Source organism: Elizabethkingia argenteiflava, from assembly GCF_009904105.1.
Classification (GTDB): domain Bacteria; phylum Bacteroidota; class Bacteroidia; order Flavobacteriales; family Weeksellaceae; genus Elizabethkingia; species Elizabethkingia argenteiflava.
In genome coordinates this window covers 1-17,423 of record NZ_JAAABJ010000473.1, presented here as the reverse complement: position 1 = coordinate 17,423, position 17,423 = coordinate 1, and the positions used below count along the sequence as shown (strand labels likewise).

General features: G+C 35.4%; 17 protein-coding genes. 11 read left to right on the top strand and 6 right to left on the bottom strand.

Annotation, left to right across the window (positions count from 1 at the left end):
• Window positions 1-808 precede the first annotated feature (808 nt).
• On the bottom strand, window positions 809-943 hold the full coding sequence (locus GNY06_RS14580) for a hypothetical protein (RefSeq protein ID WP_262885033.1): 135 nt from the start codon (window positions 941-943) through the stop codon (window positions 809-811).
• A 1,807-nt stretch (window positions 944-2,750) separates the two neighbouring features.
• The gene (locus tag GNY06_RS05610) at window positions 2,751-3,941 is read right to left on the bottom strand and encodes a phosphoglycerate kinase (protein ID WP_166519156.1); all 1,191 of its coding nucleotides are present in this window, start codon (window positions 3,939-3,941) and stop codon (window positions 2,751-2,753) included.
• Window positions 3,942-4,451: 510 nt separating this feature from the next.
• On the opposite strand from GNY06_RS05610, the gene rpiB reads away from it, so the two are divergent.
• The 7 genes from rpiB (at window position 4,452) to tsaB (ending at window position 10,577) form a co-directional block, all read left to right on the top strand.
• Window positions 4,452-4,892 (top strand): ribose 5-phosphate isomerase B, encoded by a 441-nt coding sequence (gene rpiB / locus GNY06_RS05605; RefSeq protein WP_166519155.1) that lies wholly within the window; start codon window positions 4,452-4,454, stop codon window positions 4,890-4,892.
• A 31-nt stretch (window positions 4,893-4,923) separates the two neighbouring features.
• A complete protein-coding gene (gene rnr / locus GNY06_RS05600) occupies window positions 4,924-7,077 on the top strand; it encodes a ribonuclease R (RefSeq protein ID WP_166519154.1) in 2,154 nt (717 codons plus the stop codon).
• Window positions 7,078-7,083: 6 nt separating this feature from the next.
• Window positions 7,084-7,767 (top strand): LysE family translocator, encoded by a 684-nt coding sequence (locus tag GNY06_RS05595; protein ID WP_166519153.1) that lies wholly within the window; start codon window positions 7,084-7,086, stop codon window positions 7,765-7,767.
• A gap of 7 nt (window positions 7,768-7,774) precedes the next feature.
• Window positions 7,775-8,704 carry a S66 peptidase family protein gene (locus GNY06_RS05590; protein ID WP_166519152.1) on the top strand — a complete coding sequence of 310 codons (930 nt, stop codon included), beginning with the start codon at window positions 7,775-7,777 and terminating at the stop codon, window positions 8,702-8,704.
• Window positions 8,705-9,067, top strand: a complete 363-nt coding sequence (locus tag GNY06_RS05585) for a YraN family protein (RefSeq protein ID WP_166519151.1) — start codon at window positions 8,705-8,707, stop codon at window positions 9,065-9,067. It abuts the gene before it with no gap.
• Window positions 9,068-9,079: 12 nt separating this feature from the next.
• A complete protein-coding gene (locus GNY06_RS05580; protein WP_166519150.1) occupies window positions 9,080-9,832 on the top strand; it encodes an SDR family NAD(P)-dependent oxidoreductase in 753 nt (250 codons plus the stop codon).
• A 79-nt stretch (window positions 9,833-9,911) separates the two neighbouring features.
• Window positions 9,912-10,577 (top strand): tRNA (adenosine(37)-N6)-threonylcarbamoyltransferase complex dimerization subunit type 1 TsaB, encoded by a 666-nt coding sequence (gene tsaB, locus GNY06_RS05575; RefSeq protein WP_166519149.1) that lies wholly within the window; start codon window positions 9,912-9,914, stop codon window positions 10,575-10,577.
• Window positions 10,578-10,608: 31 nt separating this feature from the next.
• Here the strand turns inward: tsaB and GNY06_RS05570 are convergent, their stop codons facing one another.
• Genes GNY06_RS05570 through GNY06_RS05560 form a run of 3 tightly spaced genes read right to left on the bottom strand, consistent with a single transcriptional unit; the run spans window position 10,609 to window position 12,437 of the window.
• Window positions 10,609-11,169: a Maf family protein gene (locus GNY06_RS05570; protein ID WP_166519148.1), complete on the bottom strand. Its 561-nt coding sequence runs from the start codon at window positions 11,167-11,169 to the stop codon at window positions 10,609-10,611.
• Between the two features lie 7 nt (window positions 11,170-11,176).
• The gene (locus GNY06_RS05565; protein WP_166519147.1) at window positions 11,177-11,695 is read right to left on the bottom strand and encodes a KdsC family phosphatase; all 519 of its coding nucleotides are present in this window, start codon (window positions 11,693-11,695) and stop codon (window positions 11,177-11,179) included.
• Window positions 11,685-12,437, bottom strand: coding sequence for a Rossmann-like and DUF2520 domain-containing protein (locus GNY06_RS05560; RefSeq protein WP_166519146.1), 753 nt, complete (start codon window positions 12,435-12,437; stop codon window positions 11,685-11,687). Before GNY06_RS05560 ends, GNY06_RS05565 begins: the two co-directional genes overlap by 11 nt.
• A 283-nt stretch (window positions 12,438-12,720) precedes the next feature.
• On the opposite strand from GNY06_RS05560, the gene GNY06_RS05555 reads away from it, so the two are divergent.
• The 4 genes from GNY06_RS05555 (at window position 12,721) to lepA (ending at window position 16,290) form a co-directional block, all read left to right on the top strand.
• On the top strand, window positions 12,721-13,269 hold the full coding sequence (locus GNY06_RS05555) for an RNA polymerase sigma factor (protein WP_166519145.1): 549 nt from the start codon (window positions 12,721-12,723) through the stop codon (window positions 13,267-13,269).
• A 15-nt stretch (window positions 13,270-13,284) separates the two neighbouring features.
• Window positions 13,285-13,833 (top strand): hypothetical protein, encoded by a 549-nt coding sequence (locus GNY06_RS05550; RefSeq protein WP_166519144.1) that lies wholly within the window; start codon window positions 13,285-13,287, stop codon window positions 13,831-13,833.
• A 5-nt stretch (window positions 13,834-13,838) separates the two neighbouring features.
• Window positions 13,839-14,291 (top strand): hypothetical protein, encoded by a 453-nt coding sequence (locus GNY06_RS05545; protein ID WP_176589977.1) that lies wholly within the window; start codon window positions 13,839-13,841, stop codon window positions 14,289-14,291.
• Window positions 14,292-14,493: 202 nt separating this feature from the next.
• A complete protein-coding gene (gene lepA, locus GNY06_RS05540; RefSeq protein WP_166519143.1) occupies window positions 14,494-16,290 on the top strand; it encodes a translation elongation factor 4 in 1,797 nt (598 codons plus the stop codon).
• Between the two features lie 44 nt (window positions 16,291-16,334).
• On the opposite strand, the gene GNY06_RS05535 is transcribed toward lepA, so the two are convergent.
• Window positions 16,335-17,216: a cupin-like domain-containing protein gene (locus GNY06_RS05535; protein WP_166519142.1), complete on the bottom strand. Its 882-nt coding sequence runs from the start codon at window positions 17,214-17,216 to the stop codon at window positions 16,335-16,337.
• Window positions 17,217-17,423 lie beyond the last annotated feature (207 nt).

Below are 17,423 nucleotides of genomic sequence, written 5' to 3'. Positions count from 1 at the left end.
TGCTTTGCCAGCAGATTTTCTCTTTGTCAAAATATTCTTTCAAACTTAATTCACGCCACTGACAGCCTGTTTTCAGGCGTTTTACAATAAGCTGAATTATTTTTACCAGATCATATCTCGTCGAAAAGCCTCTTTTTCCTTTGCTTAAATGAGGTGAAATCCATTGTTCTATTTTATCTTTGCTGATGAGTTCCAGATTATTAGTTATTTGATCGGCAATACAAAATTGCTATTTTTCTCCGAACTCTTTTTGTGTAAATAAGCTTAAACAACTTCGCAATCAAATCTCTTAAAAATACTTATACTCTCATATTAAGATTTTCTTTTTTTAATCTTCGCCTAAAAAGTAAAATTAGATATATCATGAGAATTGCGTATTATTCCGTATGGGCTGAAATAAAATCTTTACATTTATTCTTAAGAAAATTCCAATAATTATATACCTAACTGATTTTCAGTAAGTACTAAAGATAATAATTTATTTTAGTTTTCTATTACGGTTATTAACTGATGAATAAAAGAAGTCAGGAAAAATAACTCAGGTAAAGTTGGCTTTCTTTGCATTTTTACAAATGACCGGTGATATCCCTCCCAGTGTATCATGCGGCCTGTAACGATGTAATCTTCTAAACATTGCTGTATTACTTTTCTTACTTCATCAAGTCTTGAGAAAAGAGAAACCTCCAAAAGTTTTTATGAAATCTTTCAATTAAAGATTCTTGTGTTGGATTCCCTAGTTGCACTGGTATCATCTACAAGAATCCAAGTTTAGATAAAATGGATCATAAATTACAGACGATTATCCTTCCTAATTTTTAGGTTTACCAAATGTTTCAGTATCCAAAACACAAGGCGAAATACTCTCCTCTATATCGAGCACCTCTCGATTAAAATCGTCAATCACATTGAAAGCTTTTATATTTTTGCTCTTTTTCGAAGGCATCACTCATAAAGTCAATCCATCAGCTGTGATTAAAATGCTCATGATATCATCGGAAGATTAAAGCTTCTCCCTCTTTTTGGGTCTGGATAATCCATTGCTTTCAGCCAATCATTTCACCAAACTGTGAATGCCCGGTGTGCAAATGATGTTTTTATAAAAGTATTGAACATTTTGTTAAGAAACTCAGGAATCACAGTGTTTTCTATGGCCTTACCCTCCTAAATATGCTTTATATAAAAAAATTAAATTAATATAACCGGTCTTTAATTTATAAACAATACATACAATAATATCACTCGGATCGAACCAGTTGGAAAAAGCTCGCCTGTTGAGAGAAATAAAAGGCCTGATACAGTTTGTTCTTGATTCTTTTTTATAGATTTTCATTGGTTGCTAAATTATAGTGTATAACTCTAAATTAAAGCTTTCCGACTGCAGATATGATATATGAAAGTTTAAATCATCTGTATAATAATTAAAATACTATCCCCTAGACTTTAGAATATACACATGTATTTTTATGAAAATATAGCAGATAAAAAATCTAAATATATTTATTCCTTATTTAGCATTTTAGCTGAATCCCTATGTTTATCAAATATGCAGATGTTTAAAATTAAAAATATAAATAGCCCTAGCATTTAATACCTATTTATATAGTTATTGATTTAAACCGTTTTCCAGGATGATTTAAAAGTTAAAAAAGTTGTTCATTACAATGATCATTATTAAATTATTTTTATACATAAAACGCTTTATAATCAACAACTTTAGAGCAAATTACAAAAATATATGGGGCGTTTTAAGAAAATATCCGCAGATCCTCAATTGGCTATCCTTCTTCATGTTTTAAAAGTAGGATAGAACGGGCAGTATTTAACAAGAAGCAAGAGGAGATTGATAACTTACCGGACTAACATCCGTATGCAACTTACCGAATCCTTAGACGAGTTTGAAGGTGTTTCTATATAAAACCTTATCAACCTGAAAATGAGTAATATCATTCGTATTTTACGTTCAAAAATATGTAAAGATAAACCGTATCGCATACCTGATAAGACATATAGCTCAATCACAGAAGTTGTACTATTAAGAGGTAAACTTCATATCCATTAAAAATTTGTTTATCCGTGAATTTATTCTAGAAAATGTACATGATCCTGACTTAGAAGATATCAAACTCCCCCTTGTCAGCTTGCACGCTACTAGCTTAAAAAAGCCTTCTCTCGGCGGATTATCCGCCAATTTAATTTTTTAAAATTCTACAAAATTAACCTGGATATACCTAAAAGAAAGAATCAAAACCAATACAATCACCGGTTTTGCCTTTCTCGAAAATAGAGAAAGACTATTCAGAATTTGTTTTCTCTAATTTGCGATCAGGTTACACACATACCTAATGATGTAAAATATTTCCACGGTTTTAAGAAAAGGATCTTAACAAAAAAGATGACAGAAATAACAATCATACAATACATCAATAAGAATATAATCGGAAAAAATAGCTATCATGTAAAATGCAGCCATGGATATAGCTGTGGCTGTATTATAGACAAACTTAGAGTTATCCACAATTAATCCTCTTTTTAATGCTTGATAAACAAGTGTTTAACATGATATCCCCATTTTGTTTGTTAAAATACCTCATCTTTATTTTTAGTTATCATTCCCTCTTATTTATATATAAGCAGGTCATCAACTGGTAAAAAATATAATGGAATAATATCACGAAAACATGTTCAAGGAATTCCATAAAAAAAGAGATCTCCTTATCAAAGATCTCTTTTTACAGTTAAAAGCTAGTGGATTACTTTTTAATGGCCTCAACTCCTGGTAGTTCCTTTCCTTCCAAACTTTCTAACATGGCCCCTCCCCCAGTGGATACGTAAGAAACTTTTTGATCATAAGCATATTGCTTAGCAAAAGCAACACTATCTCCGCCTCCAACGAGAGAAAAGGCTCCCAGAGCAGTAGCCTCCGCTATACTATCTCCTAATTTAACCGTTCCTTTTGAAAAATTTGGCATTTCAAAAACACCTAACGGACCATTCCACAAAATAGTTCTAGAAGAAAGGATAACATCATTAAATTTAGCTGCCGTTTTTTCACCAGCATCTAATCCCATCCATCCTTCTGGTATATCATAAGCATCAAATTGTTTAGCCTCAGAATCATTCTTAAATTCTTTAGCAGCGACTACATCTACAGGGAGATAAACTTTAACATTATGCTCAGCCGCACTCTTCAAGATATGTAAAGCTAGATCCAACTTATCCTCTTCCACTAAAGAATTTCCAATAGCTCCTCCTTTAGCTTTAATAAAGGTGAAAGCCATTCCACCTCCTACAATAAGGTTATCCAAAGCGGGGAGAATATGTTCTATAATCGTAATTTTAGAAGATACTTTAGATCCCCCTAAAATAGCCGTTACAGGTTTTTCACCATTGTGTAAAACTTTATCAATAGCTTCCAATTCCTGAGCCATTAGATAACCAAAAGTTTTTTTATCTGGAAAAAAATCAGCAATCACAGCGGTAGAAGCATGTTTACGGTGAGCAGTACCAAAAGCATCGTTCACATAAATATCCCCTAGTTGTGATAATTTTTCCGCAAATTCCTGATCTCCAGCCTCCTCTTCAGGGTAATATCTCAGGTTTTCTAAAAGTAAAATTTCTCCTGCTTTTAATTCTGCTACAGCCACTTGGGCTATTGGTCCAATGCAATCATGAGCAAATTTAACAGGTCTCCCCATTACCTTAGCAACCTCTCCTACTACAGCTTCTAAAGAATACTTAGGCTCTCTTTTTCCTTTTGGTCTACCAAGATGAGTCATTAAAATTGCAGCTCCACCCTCGTTTAAAACTTTATCAATAGTTGGCTTTGCAGCTACAATTCTTGTATTATCCGTAACTCTACCCTCCTCGTTCTGAGGAACATTAAAGTCTACACGAATTAAAACCTTCTTTCCTGAAAAATTAAATTTATCAATATTTTTCATATTCAAAACTTATTTAGACAAATGTAGGGCTTCTGAGCCAATAAAAATAAAAAATACAATAAGAGAAATCCCCAAAACAAAATACAACTATCAATACATCATTTTTATCTTTAAAAAAAATAATTGTAGTGTATTGTTGTAAGAGAAGGAATTGTGGAAAAATAAAAAGCTTATTTTTATTCATAATTAATCTTAAAGAAACTCATATATAATTAACAATTAAAGAAGTTATAAATGAGATTATTACTAGCTTATCCACAGTCTGTGGATAATTATAATTAAGAATAAAGCATACTTTTTTCTCTGGTGATAACTTCTTTATTTACTCCTCAAAAGAAAGGAGGAAATAAATTTTTTTATTTCATTAAAAATTCTCATTAGTTAAATTTTAGCAGAATAAAAAGTAAAGTTTTAGAGAAGTTATGAGCACTTATTCACAAGATTCCTCACATTTAACTCTCACAAAAAATAAATACTTAAATTTGTAACTATACTAATAAAGAGAAGAAGATGAAAAAAGTTGCAATTGCTGGAGATCATGCGGGTTTTGAGTATAAGGAAATCATCAAAAAGCACCTCGCAGATTTATTTGAGGTGAAGGATTTTGGAACTTATTCCAGTGAAAGTGTAGATTATCCTGATTTTGTGCATCCAGCAGCTATGTCTGTAGAAAGTGGAGTGTGCGATTTTGGGATTTTAATATGTGGAAGTGGCAATGGAGTACAGATGGTTGCTAATAAACATCAAGATATAAGATGTGCTCTGTGTTGGCAAGTAGAGTTGGCTGCCTTAGCTAAGAAACATAACAATGCTAACATGGTGGCTATTCCGGCTCGTTTCGTATCAAAAGAATTGGCCCTACAAATAGTGGATATTTTTATTTCCACAGAATTTGAAGGAGGAAGGCATCAAAAAAGAGTAAATAAAATAAAACTAGTTAATAAACTATAATAATAGTTTAAATATTAAATTATAACATACTATGCCTGGAAAGAAGAAAAATATAAGCAAAAAAAATAAGGATAAACTTCATCATATCGGAAGATTGATTGTAAGGTTTATGTCTAAGAAAACTTCTAAAGTTTATAACTATAAACAGATTGCAGAAGGCATAGAGTTTAAAAACCCACGACAGCGCGAACAGGTCATTCAAGCTTTACATATCTTATTGGGAGAAAATAAAATAAAAGAATTAGAAAAAGGTAAATATATACTCAATATTGAAATCAATGATACTTTAACGGGGATTATTGATTTTAACCAATCTGGAAATGCTTATGTAAAAGTAGAAGGTGAAGAGGCTGATATTTTTATTCATCAGAAAAATGTAAAAAATGCATTGCAAGGGGACAAGGTTATGATTGTTCCTTTTCATTTTAAAGGTAAAAAGCTCGAAGGCGCTGTAGTAGACGTATTGGAGAGATGTCGTACGCAGTTTGTAGGAACATTTCAGTATATTGCTTCTAAGGATATAGGCTTTGTAATTTTTGATAAAAGAGCTATGAACACCGATATCTTTATTCCTAAATCTAGGTTTAATGGGGCAAAAGATGGGAATAAAGTAATTGTTAAAATGTTAGGCTGGGATGATAATAGTAAAAATCCAGAAGGAGAAATTGTTGAGATTCTAGGACAACCAGGTGAACACGAGACAGAAATCCACTCTATTTTAGCAGAATATGGTCTACCCTATCATTTCCCCCCTGAAGTAGAAGCTGCAGCCCAGAGTATAGATAGAAATTTAGCTCCAGCAGAAATTGCTAAACGTTGGGATATGAGAGATATTCTGACTTTCACCATAGATCCAAAAGATGCTAAAGATTTTGACGATGCTCTCTCCATGCGAAAACTTGAAAATGGTAACTGGGAAATAGGAGTTCATATTGCGGATGTATCTTATTATATAGAGCCTGGCAGTATTTTAGACAAAGAAGCCTATGAAAGAGCAACTTCGGTATATCTGGTCGATCGGGTGGTACCCATGTTACCAGAAGTCTTGAGTAATGAATTATGCTCCTTGCGTCCCCATGAAGATAAATTTACATTTTCTGCAGTTTTTGAATTAAATGATCAGGCACAAATTCGGAAGCAATGGTTTGGAAGGACGGTAATTAATTCAGATCAGCGGTTTACTTATGAAGAAGCCCAAGAGAGAATAGAAACCAAACAGGGAAACTTAGCAGAAGAAATTAATGTACTGGACGGCTTGGCTAAAATTCTTCGACAAGAGCGTATGAAAAAAGGAGCTATAGCTTTTGATCGGGCGGAAGTAAGATTTAATCTCGATGAAGACAGCCAACCTATAGGTGTTTATTTTAAAATTAGCAAAGATGCCAATCACCTCATTGAGGAGTTTATGCTATTGGCGAATAAAAAAGTCTCTGAATTCGTTTCGACGAATCGAAAAGGAGAACCTTCTCACAATACTTTTGTTTATCGTATACACGACGATCCAGACCCTACAAAGTTATCTTCCTTAAGAGATTTTGTTAACACTTTTGGGTATAAAATGAATATTTCCAACCGGAATAAAATTTCAGAATCTATTAATAAACTTTTAAACGACGTCAAAGGAAAAGGAGAAGAGAATATGATAGAAACATTGGCGATGCGAAGTATGAGCAAAGCGGTTTATTCTACGGAGAACATTGGTCATTATGGATTAGCCTTTGAGTATTATTCACACTTTACCTCTCCTATTCGGCGTTATCCAGATGTATTGGCCCATAGACTTTTACAACATTACCTGGAAGGAGGAAAATCTCCTCATGTTGAGGAATATGAGGAAATGTGTAAACATTGTAGCCAAATGGAACGTTTGGCGGCCGATGCCGAAAGGGATTCCATTAAATTCATGCAGGTTAAGTTTATGGAAAAATATGTAGGAGAAACTTTTAAAGGACTCATCTCTGGCGTTACCGATTGGGGAATTTATGTAGAAATACCTGAAAATGGAGCTGAAGGTTTAATTCGATTGCGCGATATAACAGATGATTCTTATGTATTTGATCCTAAGAACTATGCTATTGTAGGTTCCACGAGTGGGAATACCTATCAGCTGGGGGATGAAGTACAAATAAAAGTAGTGAAAGCAAATGTAATTGCAAAGCAGTTGGATTTTAAATTAATTCAATAAAAAACTATGTTAGAGCTCATTTTATCTGCGATAGGACTGGGAATTATGCTTAGCTTGGTATTTATAGGGCCTATCTTTTTTTTGTTGATAGAAACCAGCTTTACCAGGGGCCCAAAACATGCCTTAGCCCTAGATCTAGGTGTGATTGTGGCAGATATAGCATGTATTGTCGCAGCTTTTTATAGCAGTCACGACTTGGTTAATATTATCGATAGGCACCCCAGTTTCTATAGGATTACGGCTTTTATTGTGTTGATTTATGCCATTTTTATGATATTGACTAAGACCAAAATGCATGTAGAAGGAGAAGAAAATCTTATTGGACAGAATTACCTTAAAACTTTTGTGAATGGCTTTTTATTTAATATTCTCAACATAGGGGTTGTTCTTTTTTGGCTACTTACCGTGATTTCTGTGCGAAAAAATTATCCTCGTACAGATGATTTTCTCCTATATATAGGTTTGGTTATTTTTACCTATTTATGTATTGACGTATTGAAAATATTTTTGGCAAAGCAATTTCACAGCCAGCTCAACGATAGGCTAGCGAATAAAATTAGGAGAATTGTAGGATTTATCTTAGTGGCTTTTAGTGTAGTTATATTTTTGCAGAGTTTCAAAAAGTTTAATCAGTTTGATAAAAAATTAGAAGAAAGCGGCTTTCATAAAGCTGAAGAAAGTAAAGGCTAATAAGCATATGAAAGAAGTTATTATTCCCCAGCTAATTAAAAAAAAATCCTCTATTGCGGTGATCACGCCTGCAGGTAGGGTAGAAAAAGGACAATTAGACAAAAGTCTTGAGATAATATCCTCTAAAGGCTATAATCCTATTCTAGGGCCCCATGTATATAGTCAATACACCCAGGGCTATGATTATGGGGGAACAGTACAAGAAAGGCTCAGTGATTTACAGTGGGCTCTGGATGGAGATTTTGATGCGATATGGACTACACGAGGGGGATATGGCTGTGCACAATTATTACCTTATATTAATCTAGAAAAATTCCGAAAAAAAGTAAAATACCTTATCGGTTATTCCGATGCTACAGTATTGCAAAGCTTTTTATTAAAACAGGGATTTGCCTCTATTCATGGACAAAGCATTAAGACGGCCTCTTTCGGGGTATCCGAAGAAACATATAACCTGCTTTTCGACATACTAGAAGGTGAAATTCCTCAATACACTTTAGAAAATAATGGCTTCAATAAAAAAGGAAAAGCCAAAGCTCCGCTTATAGGGGGTAATTTAGCCATGATATACAGTATTATGGGATCTCCATATTCTTATGATTTTAAGAATAAAATTTTGTTTATCGAAGATATATCAGAGCAGTTCTATGCCTTGGATCGCATGTTAATGAATCTCGAATTGAACGGGGTATTTAGAAAAATAAAAGGTTTAATCGTAGGCGGGATGACCAGAATGGGAAATCAAGAAACCAATAAAAATTATACTCAAGCCTTTGATCCACTCGCTTACGAAATCATAGACCAAAAGCTCAGCGCTTATGATTTTCCGGTCATCTATGGAATGCCTAATGGACATATTTTCGACAATCAGCCCCTGATTATAGGAAGACAAGTAGAAATAATAGTGAAGGATACCGCCCAAATTATTTTTAAATAAATGGCACAACACCATGATTTTGGAAAACATGCAGAAGACCATGCTCTTGCTTTTTTAGAGCAACAAAACTATCGGATTTTAGCTAAAAATTGGCATTTTCAGAAGGCTGAAATAGATATTATTGCACGAAAAGCTAATAGAATTCATATAGTAGAGGTAAAAGCCAGAAATGCAAAAGGGATTATGCTTCCTGAAGCAGCGGTAGACCGAAAGAAAATAAAATTATTAATTAGGGCTGCGGATGAATTTGTGAAGCAATTTAAAGAAGAGGTAGAAGTTCAGTTTGATATAATCAGTATCCTCGCTCAGGATGGTATTCTCCATCTAAAACACATTGAAAATGCCTTTGAAAGTATCGATTAATATCACTTTAGCATGAAAATAGTATTGGTCACCGGAGCCACATCCGGTATCGGAAAGGCTACAGCAAGAAGGCTAGCAAATGAAAATTGTAGACTTATAATTTGTGGACGAAGAACAGAAATTTTAAAGAGTCTAGTCCAAGAACTCTCCCAGCAAACGGAAGTTTATCCTCTCAATTTTGATATGATGGATTATGATCAAGTATCAGCAGCAATCGATAGCCTCCCACGAGAATGGAAGGCGATTGATATTTTGATTAATAACGCTGGAAATGCATATGGTCTAGAGTCTCTTGTAGAAGGTGAGAGAGCCGATTGGGATAGAATGATAAATAGCAATGTAAAGGGATTATTATATGTCTCCCGATGTGTTATTCCAGGCATGAAAGAAAGAAAATCAGGACACGTTATTAACATCAGTTCTGTGGCGGCCTTACAAACTTATCCTAATGGGGTTGTGTACTGTGCAACTAAAAAAGCAGTAAAAACCATAAGTGAAGGTATGCGTTTAGAGCTCACCGAGTTTGGTATAAAGGTATCCGACTTAGCGCCTGGAGCTGTAGAAACTGAATTTTCAGAAGTTCGCTTTAAAGGCGATAAAAAAAGGGCAGCTAAGGTTTATACCGGTTATAAAGCACTAACAGCAGAGGATATTGCCGATGCCCTCTCCTATGTGGTGAATACACCGGCTCACGTAACTATCGCGGAGATGACTATTTATCCTTCCGCACAATCCTCCCCTACCCAGATTTATAGAAAATCATAATTCGTAACTTTGCAGTTGCATACAGACCTCAATCTGTACGCAGCTGGTTAAAACATATCTTGTAGCATTATTATAAAAAATGAAAATCCTGTATCTTGAAACTTCTTCCAAAAATTGCTCTGTGGCTATATCTGATGGCGAGAAATTGCTCTGTCTTTGCGAAGAAATATCAGAAAATTATAAACAATCAGAAAGCCTACATACTTTTGTAGAATGGGCTTTAGAAGGCGCCCAATTAAATTTAACAGATATTGAAGCTGTATGCCTCGGGAAAGGACCCGGTTCTTATACCGGTTTACGCATAGGGGCCGCCTCCGCAAAAGGTTTTTGTTTCGGACTCAACATACCCTTATTAGCCGTTAACTCCCTAGACGCTCTTGCAGAGCCTTATTTTAAGACCCAATATGATTATATTATTCCGATGGTAGATGCCCGAAGGATGGAGGTTTATGCAAAAGTATTTGATGGACAGGGGAATGAAATCGCTCCTACAGCAGCTATTATCCTGAATGAAAATAGTTTTTTGGAATATCAGAATTCCACCATTTTATTCGTAGGGGATGGTGCAAAAAAGGCTCAGGAATCTCTATACCTTCCACAGGGAGAGTTTCACGCAGAAGCATACCCTTCCGCTCAACACCTCATTCGAAAAGGAGTGCTAGCTTTTCGGGATCAAAATTTTGAAGATGTTGCCTATTTTGAGCCTTTTTATTTAAAAAACTTTCATGGGGTGAAGAAAAAATAAATAGACGATTACCGGTTATGGAATCAGACGATTATAGACCTAATTTTTTCAATCCTTCATAGACTAAATGCGTGGGAAGGCCTACGATGGTATAAAAGTTTCCTTTAATGCGTTTTATTTTGGCCATGCCTAACCATTCTTGTATGCCATAAGCACCCGCCTTATCTAGAGGCTTAAAATGTTGAATATAATAATCGATTTCTTCTTCTGAAATGTTTTCCATTTCCACTTCAGCAATATCGGTTTGGGTAAAGCATTCTCCATTTAGAGAAATGCTTACAGCTGTGATGACCTGATGGGACTTTCCGGAAAGTTTCTGGAGCATTTTCACCGCCTCTGCTTTGTCTCCTGGTTTTCCTAAGACTTCATTTTGATCAACCACAATAGTGTCCGCCGTAATCAGAACTTCATTTTCTTGGAGAGCGGTATAAGTTCGTGCTTTCAATTCGGCTAGATAAGCGGGTATTTTTTCCACAGCTAGTGTAGTCGGATATATTTCTTTACAATCTATATTTACGGTTTCAAAATTGTAGCCTAATGCTGCCAGTAGTTCTTTTCTTCTCGGAGATTGAGAGGCTAATAATATTCTCATAGCTTTATTAAATACTTTGGGTATTATCGTCATTCCATTTTCCCTGAATTTTCAACACCTGCTCTACCACATCTCTGACGCAGCCTTTTCCCCCATGAATATTAGAAATATAATGTGAGATCTCTTTTATCTCTGGTACGGCATTGATAGGGCAAGTGGCGATGCCCACTTTTTCCATAATATATCGATCAGGAATATCGTCTCCCATGAATAAGGTATCCTGATACTCCAATTGGTATTTTGAAATGAAATCCTCAAAATCGTCTAATTTATTAAGGGATTTCATATAGATATCCGTAATTCCCAAGTATTGCATTCTATTTTTCACCATCGGATCATTGCCACCGGTAATAATTCCTACAATAAAACCTTCTTTAAGGGCTTTTACAATAGCATATCCGTCTAAGACATTCATCATTCGGCTCATGCTGCCATCGGGTTGTAGGATAATACTGCCATCGGTAAACACGCCATCTACATCGAATACCAAAGCTTTTATGTTTTTTAGATTTTCTTTATAGCTCATACATTTTAATTATAGATTCAGTAAGGGTTGTATAAATATTGAGTTGATTAGGATCTTTGATTAAATCTTTATGAAATTGGATAATATTCTGATCATGGCGTACTGCTGGGCCTGTTTGTGCTTGACGAGGGGAAATAGTCTTTATTTTATCGGCAGTTTCCTCAATTAAAGGTAAAAGAATATGAAAAGGAATATCATTACGTTTGCAGATAATCTCCGCTTGAGCATACAGATGGTTTATAAAATTACAAGCGAATACCGCGGATAGGTGCATTTGTTTTCTCTGTTCAAAGTTGATGCGCAGAACATGAGGACTTATTTTTTTTGCTAACTCTGTTAAAATTATATTGTCGCTTTCCCAACCCCCATCTATAAAAAAGGGAATCTTAGAATAGTCTAATTTTCTGTCCTTTGAAAAGGTTTGCAAAGGATAGAAACAAGCTTTACGATAGGGACCTTCCAGTACATCCCGGCATAGAGAACCCGAAGTGTGGGCTACTAGGGACTGCTCATAGGGGATTTGCTTCGATACTTCAGTAATCGCTTTATCACTAGTGCAAATAAGATAAAAATTGGCTTCCTTAAGGTGCTCCGTAGTGTATTCTACTCCTACTTCTTTAGAGATTCTTTTTAGTTCAGCTTCATTTCTGCCATAGAGCTGAATAAGTTTTATACCGGCTTCTGTAAAGGCTTTAGCCATATGAGAGGCTACATTTCCAGAGCCTATTATCACTGTAGTCATAATGCAAATATAAGTATAAGTATTAAAGCAAATGTGTAGGCTAATATGAGAGTATACAGAGATAAATAAAAACCTATAGTCGAATTAACTTTCATACTATAGACTTTCGTCATTTCCATCATAGCGGTTATTTAGGCTCCCATACAACCTTCTGCTCCACGCTATAGTTAGAGCACTATTTAATTTTAGAGGGCTATTTTTCATATAGAGTGCTGTAGAGTTCAGGGCTTAAGAATAAAAAAAATGATTTAACTTTTCATAAAAATTCATATCCAATAAAAGAATGAAAATCGATGAAGGGCTCATGATTCAGAAGATGAAGTCTCCGAAGTATTATCAAGAGGGACTTCGGATGATCATGGATGCCTACCAATCCCGTCTTTATTGGCATATAAGGAGGCTGGTGGTTCGGCATGATGATGCCCAAGATGTATTGCAGGACACCTTTGTAAAGGCATATTGTAACTTTGATAAATTCAAAGGAGAAAGCCAGTTATATACGTGGTTATACCGTATTGCTACTAACGAAGCCTTGCAGCACATAAACAAGATAAAAAAAATGCAACTCACCGACCATGCAGCGGAATACTATCTGCAGAATGCGGTAATCGAAAATGTAAAAAACAATGCTGAAGAATTGGATATTTTATTGCAGAAAGCGATACAGAGTCTACCTGAAAAGCAAAGATTAGTTTTTACATTAAAATATTACGATGATCTTCCTTATGAGGAAATATCTAAAGTACTCGGATTATCTGTAGGCAGCTTAAAGACAAATTATCATTACGCTAAAGAAAAGGTAAGAGCATATTTGCTGCAGAATATTGAATGAAACAAAATGAATTAAATGAAAAGAAAAGATATAAAAGACAGGGAAGAATGGGAGCGAGGCAATCCCTATGAACTTCCAAAAGATTTTTTCGGAGATATGCAACATCAGGTCCTGGATAGAATAGCCAAGCTGCAAAGCCTAAAGGAAAAGCCTCCACGCAGAAGATTCTACAGAGGGGTAGCGGCTTGCTTAGCGATTATAATAGCGACTTTTTTATTCTATAATACCCATGATACTGCATCGCCTTCTGCTAAAAATATTATCGATCAGCAAATTGCACTCAGCGACCTCAAGCCTAAAATTAATGAGGTACTGCCAAAAACTACAGAAACTAAGATTAACCGAAATCTGGAAATTTCTAATCATAGATTTAACTTTGCTCAGAATTCAGTATCTAAATCTAGGAGAAACGTGAATAACACTTATAAAAGCCGATATAATAAAGCTAAGCCTTTGGAGATTGCGGATAGGGAATTTGAGAGTGCCCTGAATAAATTAAATGCTCAGGAATTAGAAGAGCAGAGTAAAAAATATGAAATAGATACTTACCTAGACTTATATTAAGAATAATGAAAATAATTGCACAAATCATAAGTTTTTTTGTATTTATAGCAGGCTTATCCACAAGCAGAGCACAGATTCAGAATAATTTTCATTCAGAAAATAAATATCCCAAGAAAGAGGATAGAATGAATAATTATTTTAGTGCGCGAATGGCAATCCTGAAGGAAAGCCTTGGTCTTAGTGAAGAACAAAAAGCACCATTTAGTCAGATTTATAGTGACTATGAAGAGAGTCAAATGTTTGTAATAAGAGAATATAAGGAAAAGTTTGGAAGAAAAGACCTTTCGCAGGAGGAGACCCGAGAGAGAATTTATAGAGGGTTTGATGTATCCCAGAAACTATTAAACAATAAGAGAACATACGCAGACCGCTTTTTAAAGGTACTCACTCCAAAACAACTCGAAAAGATGTTTGAAATGGAAAAACGTATGGGAAAAAAGATTATGCGTAAGAAATAAGAGCCCTAAAATAGAAGTAGGGATGTTCATACATGCAGCCATCAAGGAAAAAAATAACTTTATAAAAAAGAATAAGATAAAGGCTTGTAAAATAGCATTTTTCATTAATATTAGTTTTAGTGTCAGCCTCTGCCTAAGCAGAGGTTTTTAATTTATTTTTTTTGCTCAAAATCAATATCTTTGCACACACTATATAGATTGGATGAAGAATATAAGAAACTTTTGTATTATCGCTCATATTGACCATGGTAAGAGTACCCTGGCCGATAGGCTTTTAGAATATACCAATACCGTATCTCAAAGGGAGCTACAGTCCCAAACACTCGACGATATGGATTTGGAGAAAGAACGAGGCATTACCATTAAAAGTCATGCCATCCAGATGGATTATGAATATCAGGGAGAACAATATGTTCTTAATCTTATAGACACTCCCGGGCATGTAGACTTTTCTTATGAGGTATCTCGTTCTATCGCTGCGTGTGAAGGGGCTCTTCTGATCGTAGACGCAGCTCAGAGCATTCAGGCTCAAACGATTTCCAATCTTTATCTTGCATTGGAAAATGATTTAACAATAATACCTGTACTTAATAAGATAGACCTCCCCTCTGCCAATCCCGAGGAGGTAACAGATGAGATTATGAACCTTATCGGGTGTGAGTATGATGAGGTATTGCGGGTATCAGGTAAAACAGGAGAAGGCGTTCATGAACTTTTAAAACAGATTGTAGAGCGTATACCAGCCCCTGTAGGAGATCCTGAAGCGCCTCTTCAAGCTTTGATTTTTGATTCTGTCTATAATCCTTTTAGGGGAATTGAAGCTTATTTTAAAGTGGTCAACGGAAGCATTAAAAAAGGACAAAAGGTAAAATTTATGGCGACAGCCAAAACCTATGATGCGGATGAAGTCGGAACTTTAAAATTAAAGCAAGTCCCTAAAAAATCTATTGAATGTGGGGATGTGGGATATATCGTGTCCGGTATTAAGGATGCCCGCGAAGTAAAAGTTGGGGATACACTTACCTCAGCAGAAAAACCAGCCACTCAGCCCATAGAAGGATTTGAAGAAGTAAAACCTATGGTTTTTGCAGGTATTTATCCTATAGATTCCGAAGATTTCGAAGAGCTTAGAACTTCGCTTGAGAAGCTAAGGCTTAATGATGCTTCTTTGGTTTTTGAAGCGGAGAGCTCGGCAGCATTAGGATTTGGTTTCCGATGTGGTTTCCTAGGTATGCTCCATATGGAAATCGTCCAGGAGCGACTGGATCGAGAGTTTAATATGAATGTTATCACGACGGTGCCCAATGTATCTTATCATGGTTATTCCAAGAAAGATCCAGAAACCACTATACTCATCAATAACCCTTCAGAAATGATGGATCCTTCTATCATGGATAGAGTGGAAGAACCTTATATTAAAGCCTCTATAATCACCAAATCCGACTATGTAGGATCGGTGATGACCCTTTGTATTGAAAAAAGAGGCGAAATCGTTAACCAGAGCTATTTAACCTCTGAACGTGTTGAGCTCATTTTTAATATGCCTTTGGCAGAAGTCGTTTTCGATTTTTACGATCGGCTTAAATCGATTTCTAAAGGCTATGCCTCCTTTGACTATCACCCTATAGGTTTCCGCCCTTCCAAGTTGGTGAAAATGGATATTCTTATTAATGGTGATATGGTAGATGCTCTATCTTCATTGATTCATGATAGCAATGCCTATTATATCGGTAAAAAAATGTGTGAAAAATTACGTGAGTTAATTCCAAGACAACAGTTCGATATAGCAGTTCAGGCAGCATTGGGAACTAAAGTTATTGCTAGAGAGACTATTAAAGCCTTACGTAAAGATGTTACCGCCAAATGTTACGGGGGAGATATCTCCAGAAAGCGTAAACTCTTGGAGAAACAAAAAGAAGGAAAAAAGAAAATGAAGCAAATCGGCCGGGTGGAGGTACCTCAATCAGCATTTATGGCCGTGTTAAAGTTGAATGATTGAGATAAGCATAAAATAAATAAACCCCGGGATTATCCGGGGTTTATTTATTTAGGAAGGCCTTGTTGTAAAGCGATATTAGCCTTTTCAATAGCCTTTTTTTCTTTCCAATTCATATATCGGTCTTTATAACGGCTTTTCATAAAATCATCAAATTTGCGCTGAACAGTTAAATTCCACAGAGAATGCGCTTTTACTGCCCAACTTTTATCCCAAGCGCGCAGAGAGATGGAGAAAGAACCATCCAGATATTTCATCCAATGCCACCATCCTGTCGGCATAAACAGGGTATCTCCATGCTCCAAGAAACACTCTATGCCTTCTACACCATTTAAAGCAGGAAACTTATTAAAATCGGGATGTTCAATATCATAATCTTCGAGTGCATAGGTAGCATAAGGGATTTGATAAAGTCGCTCTTTCCATTTATAATCAAAGAGAAGAATATGTTTTCTTCCGTTGAAGTGAGTATGGAAGATATGGGCCATATCAATGTCAAAGTGGAGGAAAGTTACAGAGCCTTTACCTCCAAAGAACATATTAGGATATTTATCTAAGAATCCGCCCATGAGATCTTTTGGAGATATATAATCTTTTAGTAGGTCGGGTGCAAATTTTATCGGATCAAAAAGAAAAATCCGAAGATCGGTAGGTTCTTTTTGGATCAGATCAATATAATCTCCGAATTTCATCTCTGCTGCCGATGCATTAATGGGTGCCGAAGGGTCGGCTTTGGAGCTATCGTAAAGAGGAACGCTAACGTCCCCTACGACCTCCTTCATATATTCTAAGGTCCACTTTTTATAAGCAGGCCATTTTTTAGCCATATTCTTAATGACCACGGGTTTGCGTGGCTTAAGATATTTTTCGTGAAAATCTTTCTGTGAAATGTCTTCTACAACATCAATAGGTTTAAGAATGAGCCCCATCTGATTTAGATTTGAATAACACAAAAATATTAAATATTATCAAAATAATCAGAAAGAAAAATATAGTATTTGGAATAATTATAAGAGCCTGTTTAAATTTTATTGATTAATAATTTTATAGCAGATAATTTGGTCATATTTTCGGAGGATTCATGTAAGAGTTGATAATTCCTGCAAAGCCTTCTATCATTATCAAACCATGAAAAG

Coding starts and splice junctions, on each gene's coding strand:
- rpiB (WP_166519155.1), top strand. CDS start 4,452: ATGAAAAAAGTTGCAATTGCTGGAGATCATGCGGGTTTTGAGTATAAG.
- GNY06_RS05535 (WP_166519142.1), bottom strand. CDS start 17,216: ATGGGGCTCATTCTTAAACCTATTGATGTTGTAGAAGACATTTCACAG.
- GNY06_RS05570 (WP_166519148.1), bottom strand. CDS start 11,169: ATGAGAATATTATTAGCCTCTCAATCTCCGAGAAGAAAAGAACTACTG.
- GNY06_RS05545 (WP_176589977.1), top strand. CDS start 13,839: ATGAAAATAATTGCACAAATCATAAGTTTTTTTGTATTTATAGCAGGC.
- rnr (WP_166519154.1), top strand. CDS start 4,924: ATGCCTGGAAAGAAGAAAAATATAAGCAAAAAAAATAAGGATAAACTT.
- GNY06_RS05595 (WP_166519153.1), top strand. CDS start 7,084: ATGTTAGAGCTCATTTTATCTGCGATAGGACTGGGAATTATGCTTAGC.
- GNY06_RS05580 (WP_166519150.1), top strand. CDS start 9,080: ATGAAAATAGTATTGGTCACCGGAGCCACATCCGGTATCGGAAAGGCT.
- GNY06_RS05550 (WP_166519144.1), top strand. CDS start 13,285: ATGAAAAGAAAAGATATAAAAGACAGGGAAGAATGGGAGCGAGGCAAT.
- tsaB (WP_166519149.1), top strand. CDS start 9,912: ATGAAAATCCTGTATCTTGAAACTTCTTCCAAAAATTGCTCTGTGGCT.
- GNY06_RS05590 (WP_166519152.1), top strand. CDS start 7,775: ATGAAAGAAGTTATTATTCCCCAGCTAATTAAAAAAAAATCCTCTATT.
- GNY06_RS14580 (WP_262885033.1), bottom strand. CDS start 943: ATGCCTTCGAAAAAGAGCAAAAATATAAAAGCTTTCAATGTGATTGAC.
- GNY06_RS05585 (WP_166519151.1), top strand. CDS start 8,705: ATGGCACAACACCATGATTTTGGAAAACATGCAGAAGACCATGCTCTT.
- GNY06_RS05610 (WP_166519156.1), bottom strand. CDS start 3,941: ATGAAAAATATTGATAAATTTAATTTTTCAGGAAAGAAGGTTTTAATT.
- GNY06_RS05555 (WP_166519145.1), top strand. CDS start 12,721: ATGAAAATCGATGAAGGGCTCATGATTCAGAAGATGAAGTCTCCGAAG.
- lepA (WP_166519143.1), top strand. CDS start 14,494: ATGAAGAATATAAGAAACTTTTGTATTATCGCTCATATTGACCATGGT.
- GNY06_RS05560 (WP_166519146.1), bottom strand. CDS start 12,437: ATGACTACAGTGATAATAGGCTCTGGAAATGTAGCCTCTCATATGGCT.
- GNY06_RS05565 (WP_166519147.1), bottom strand. CDS start 11,695: ATGAGCTATAAAGAAAATCTAAAAAACATAAAAGCTTTGGTATTCGAT.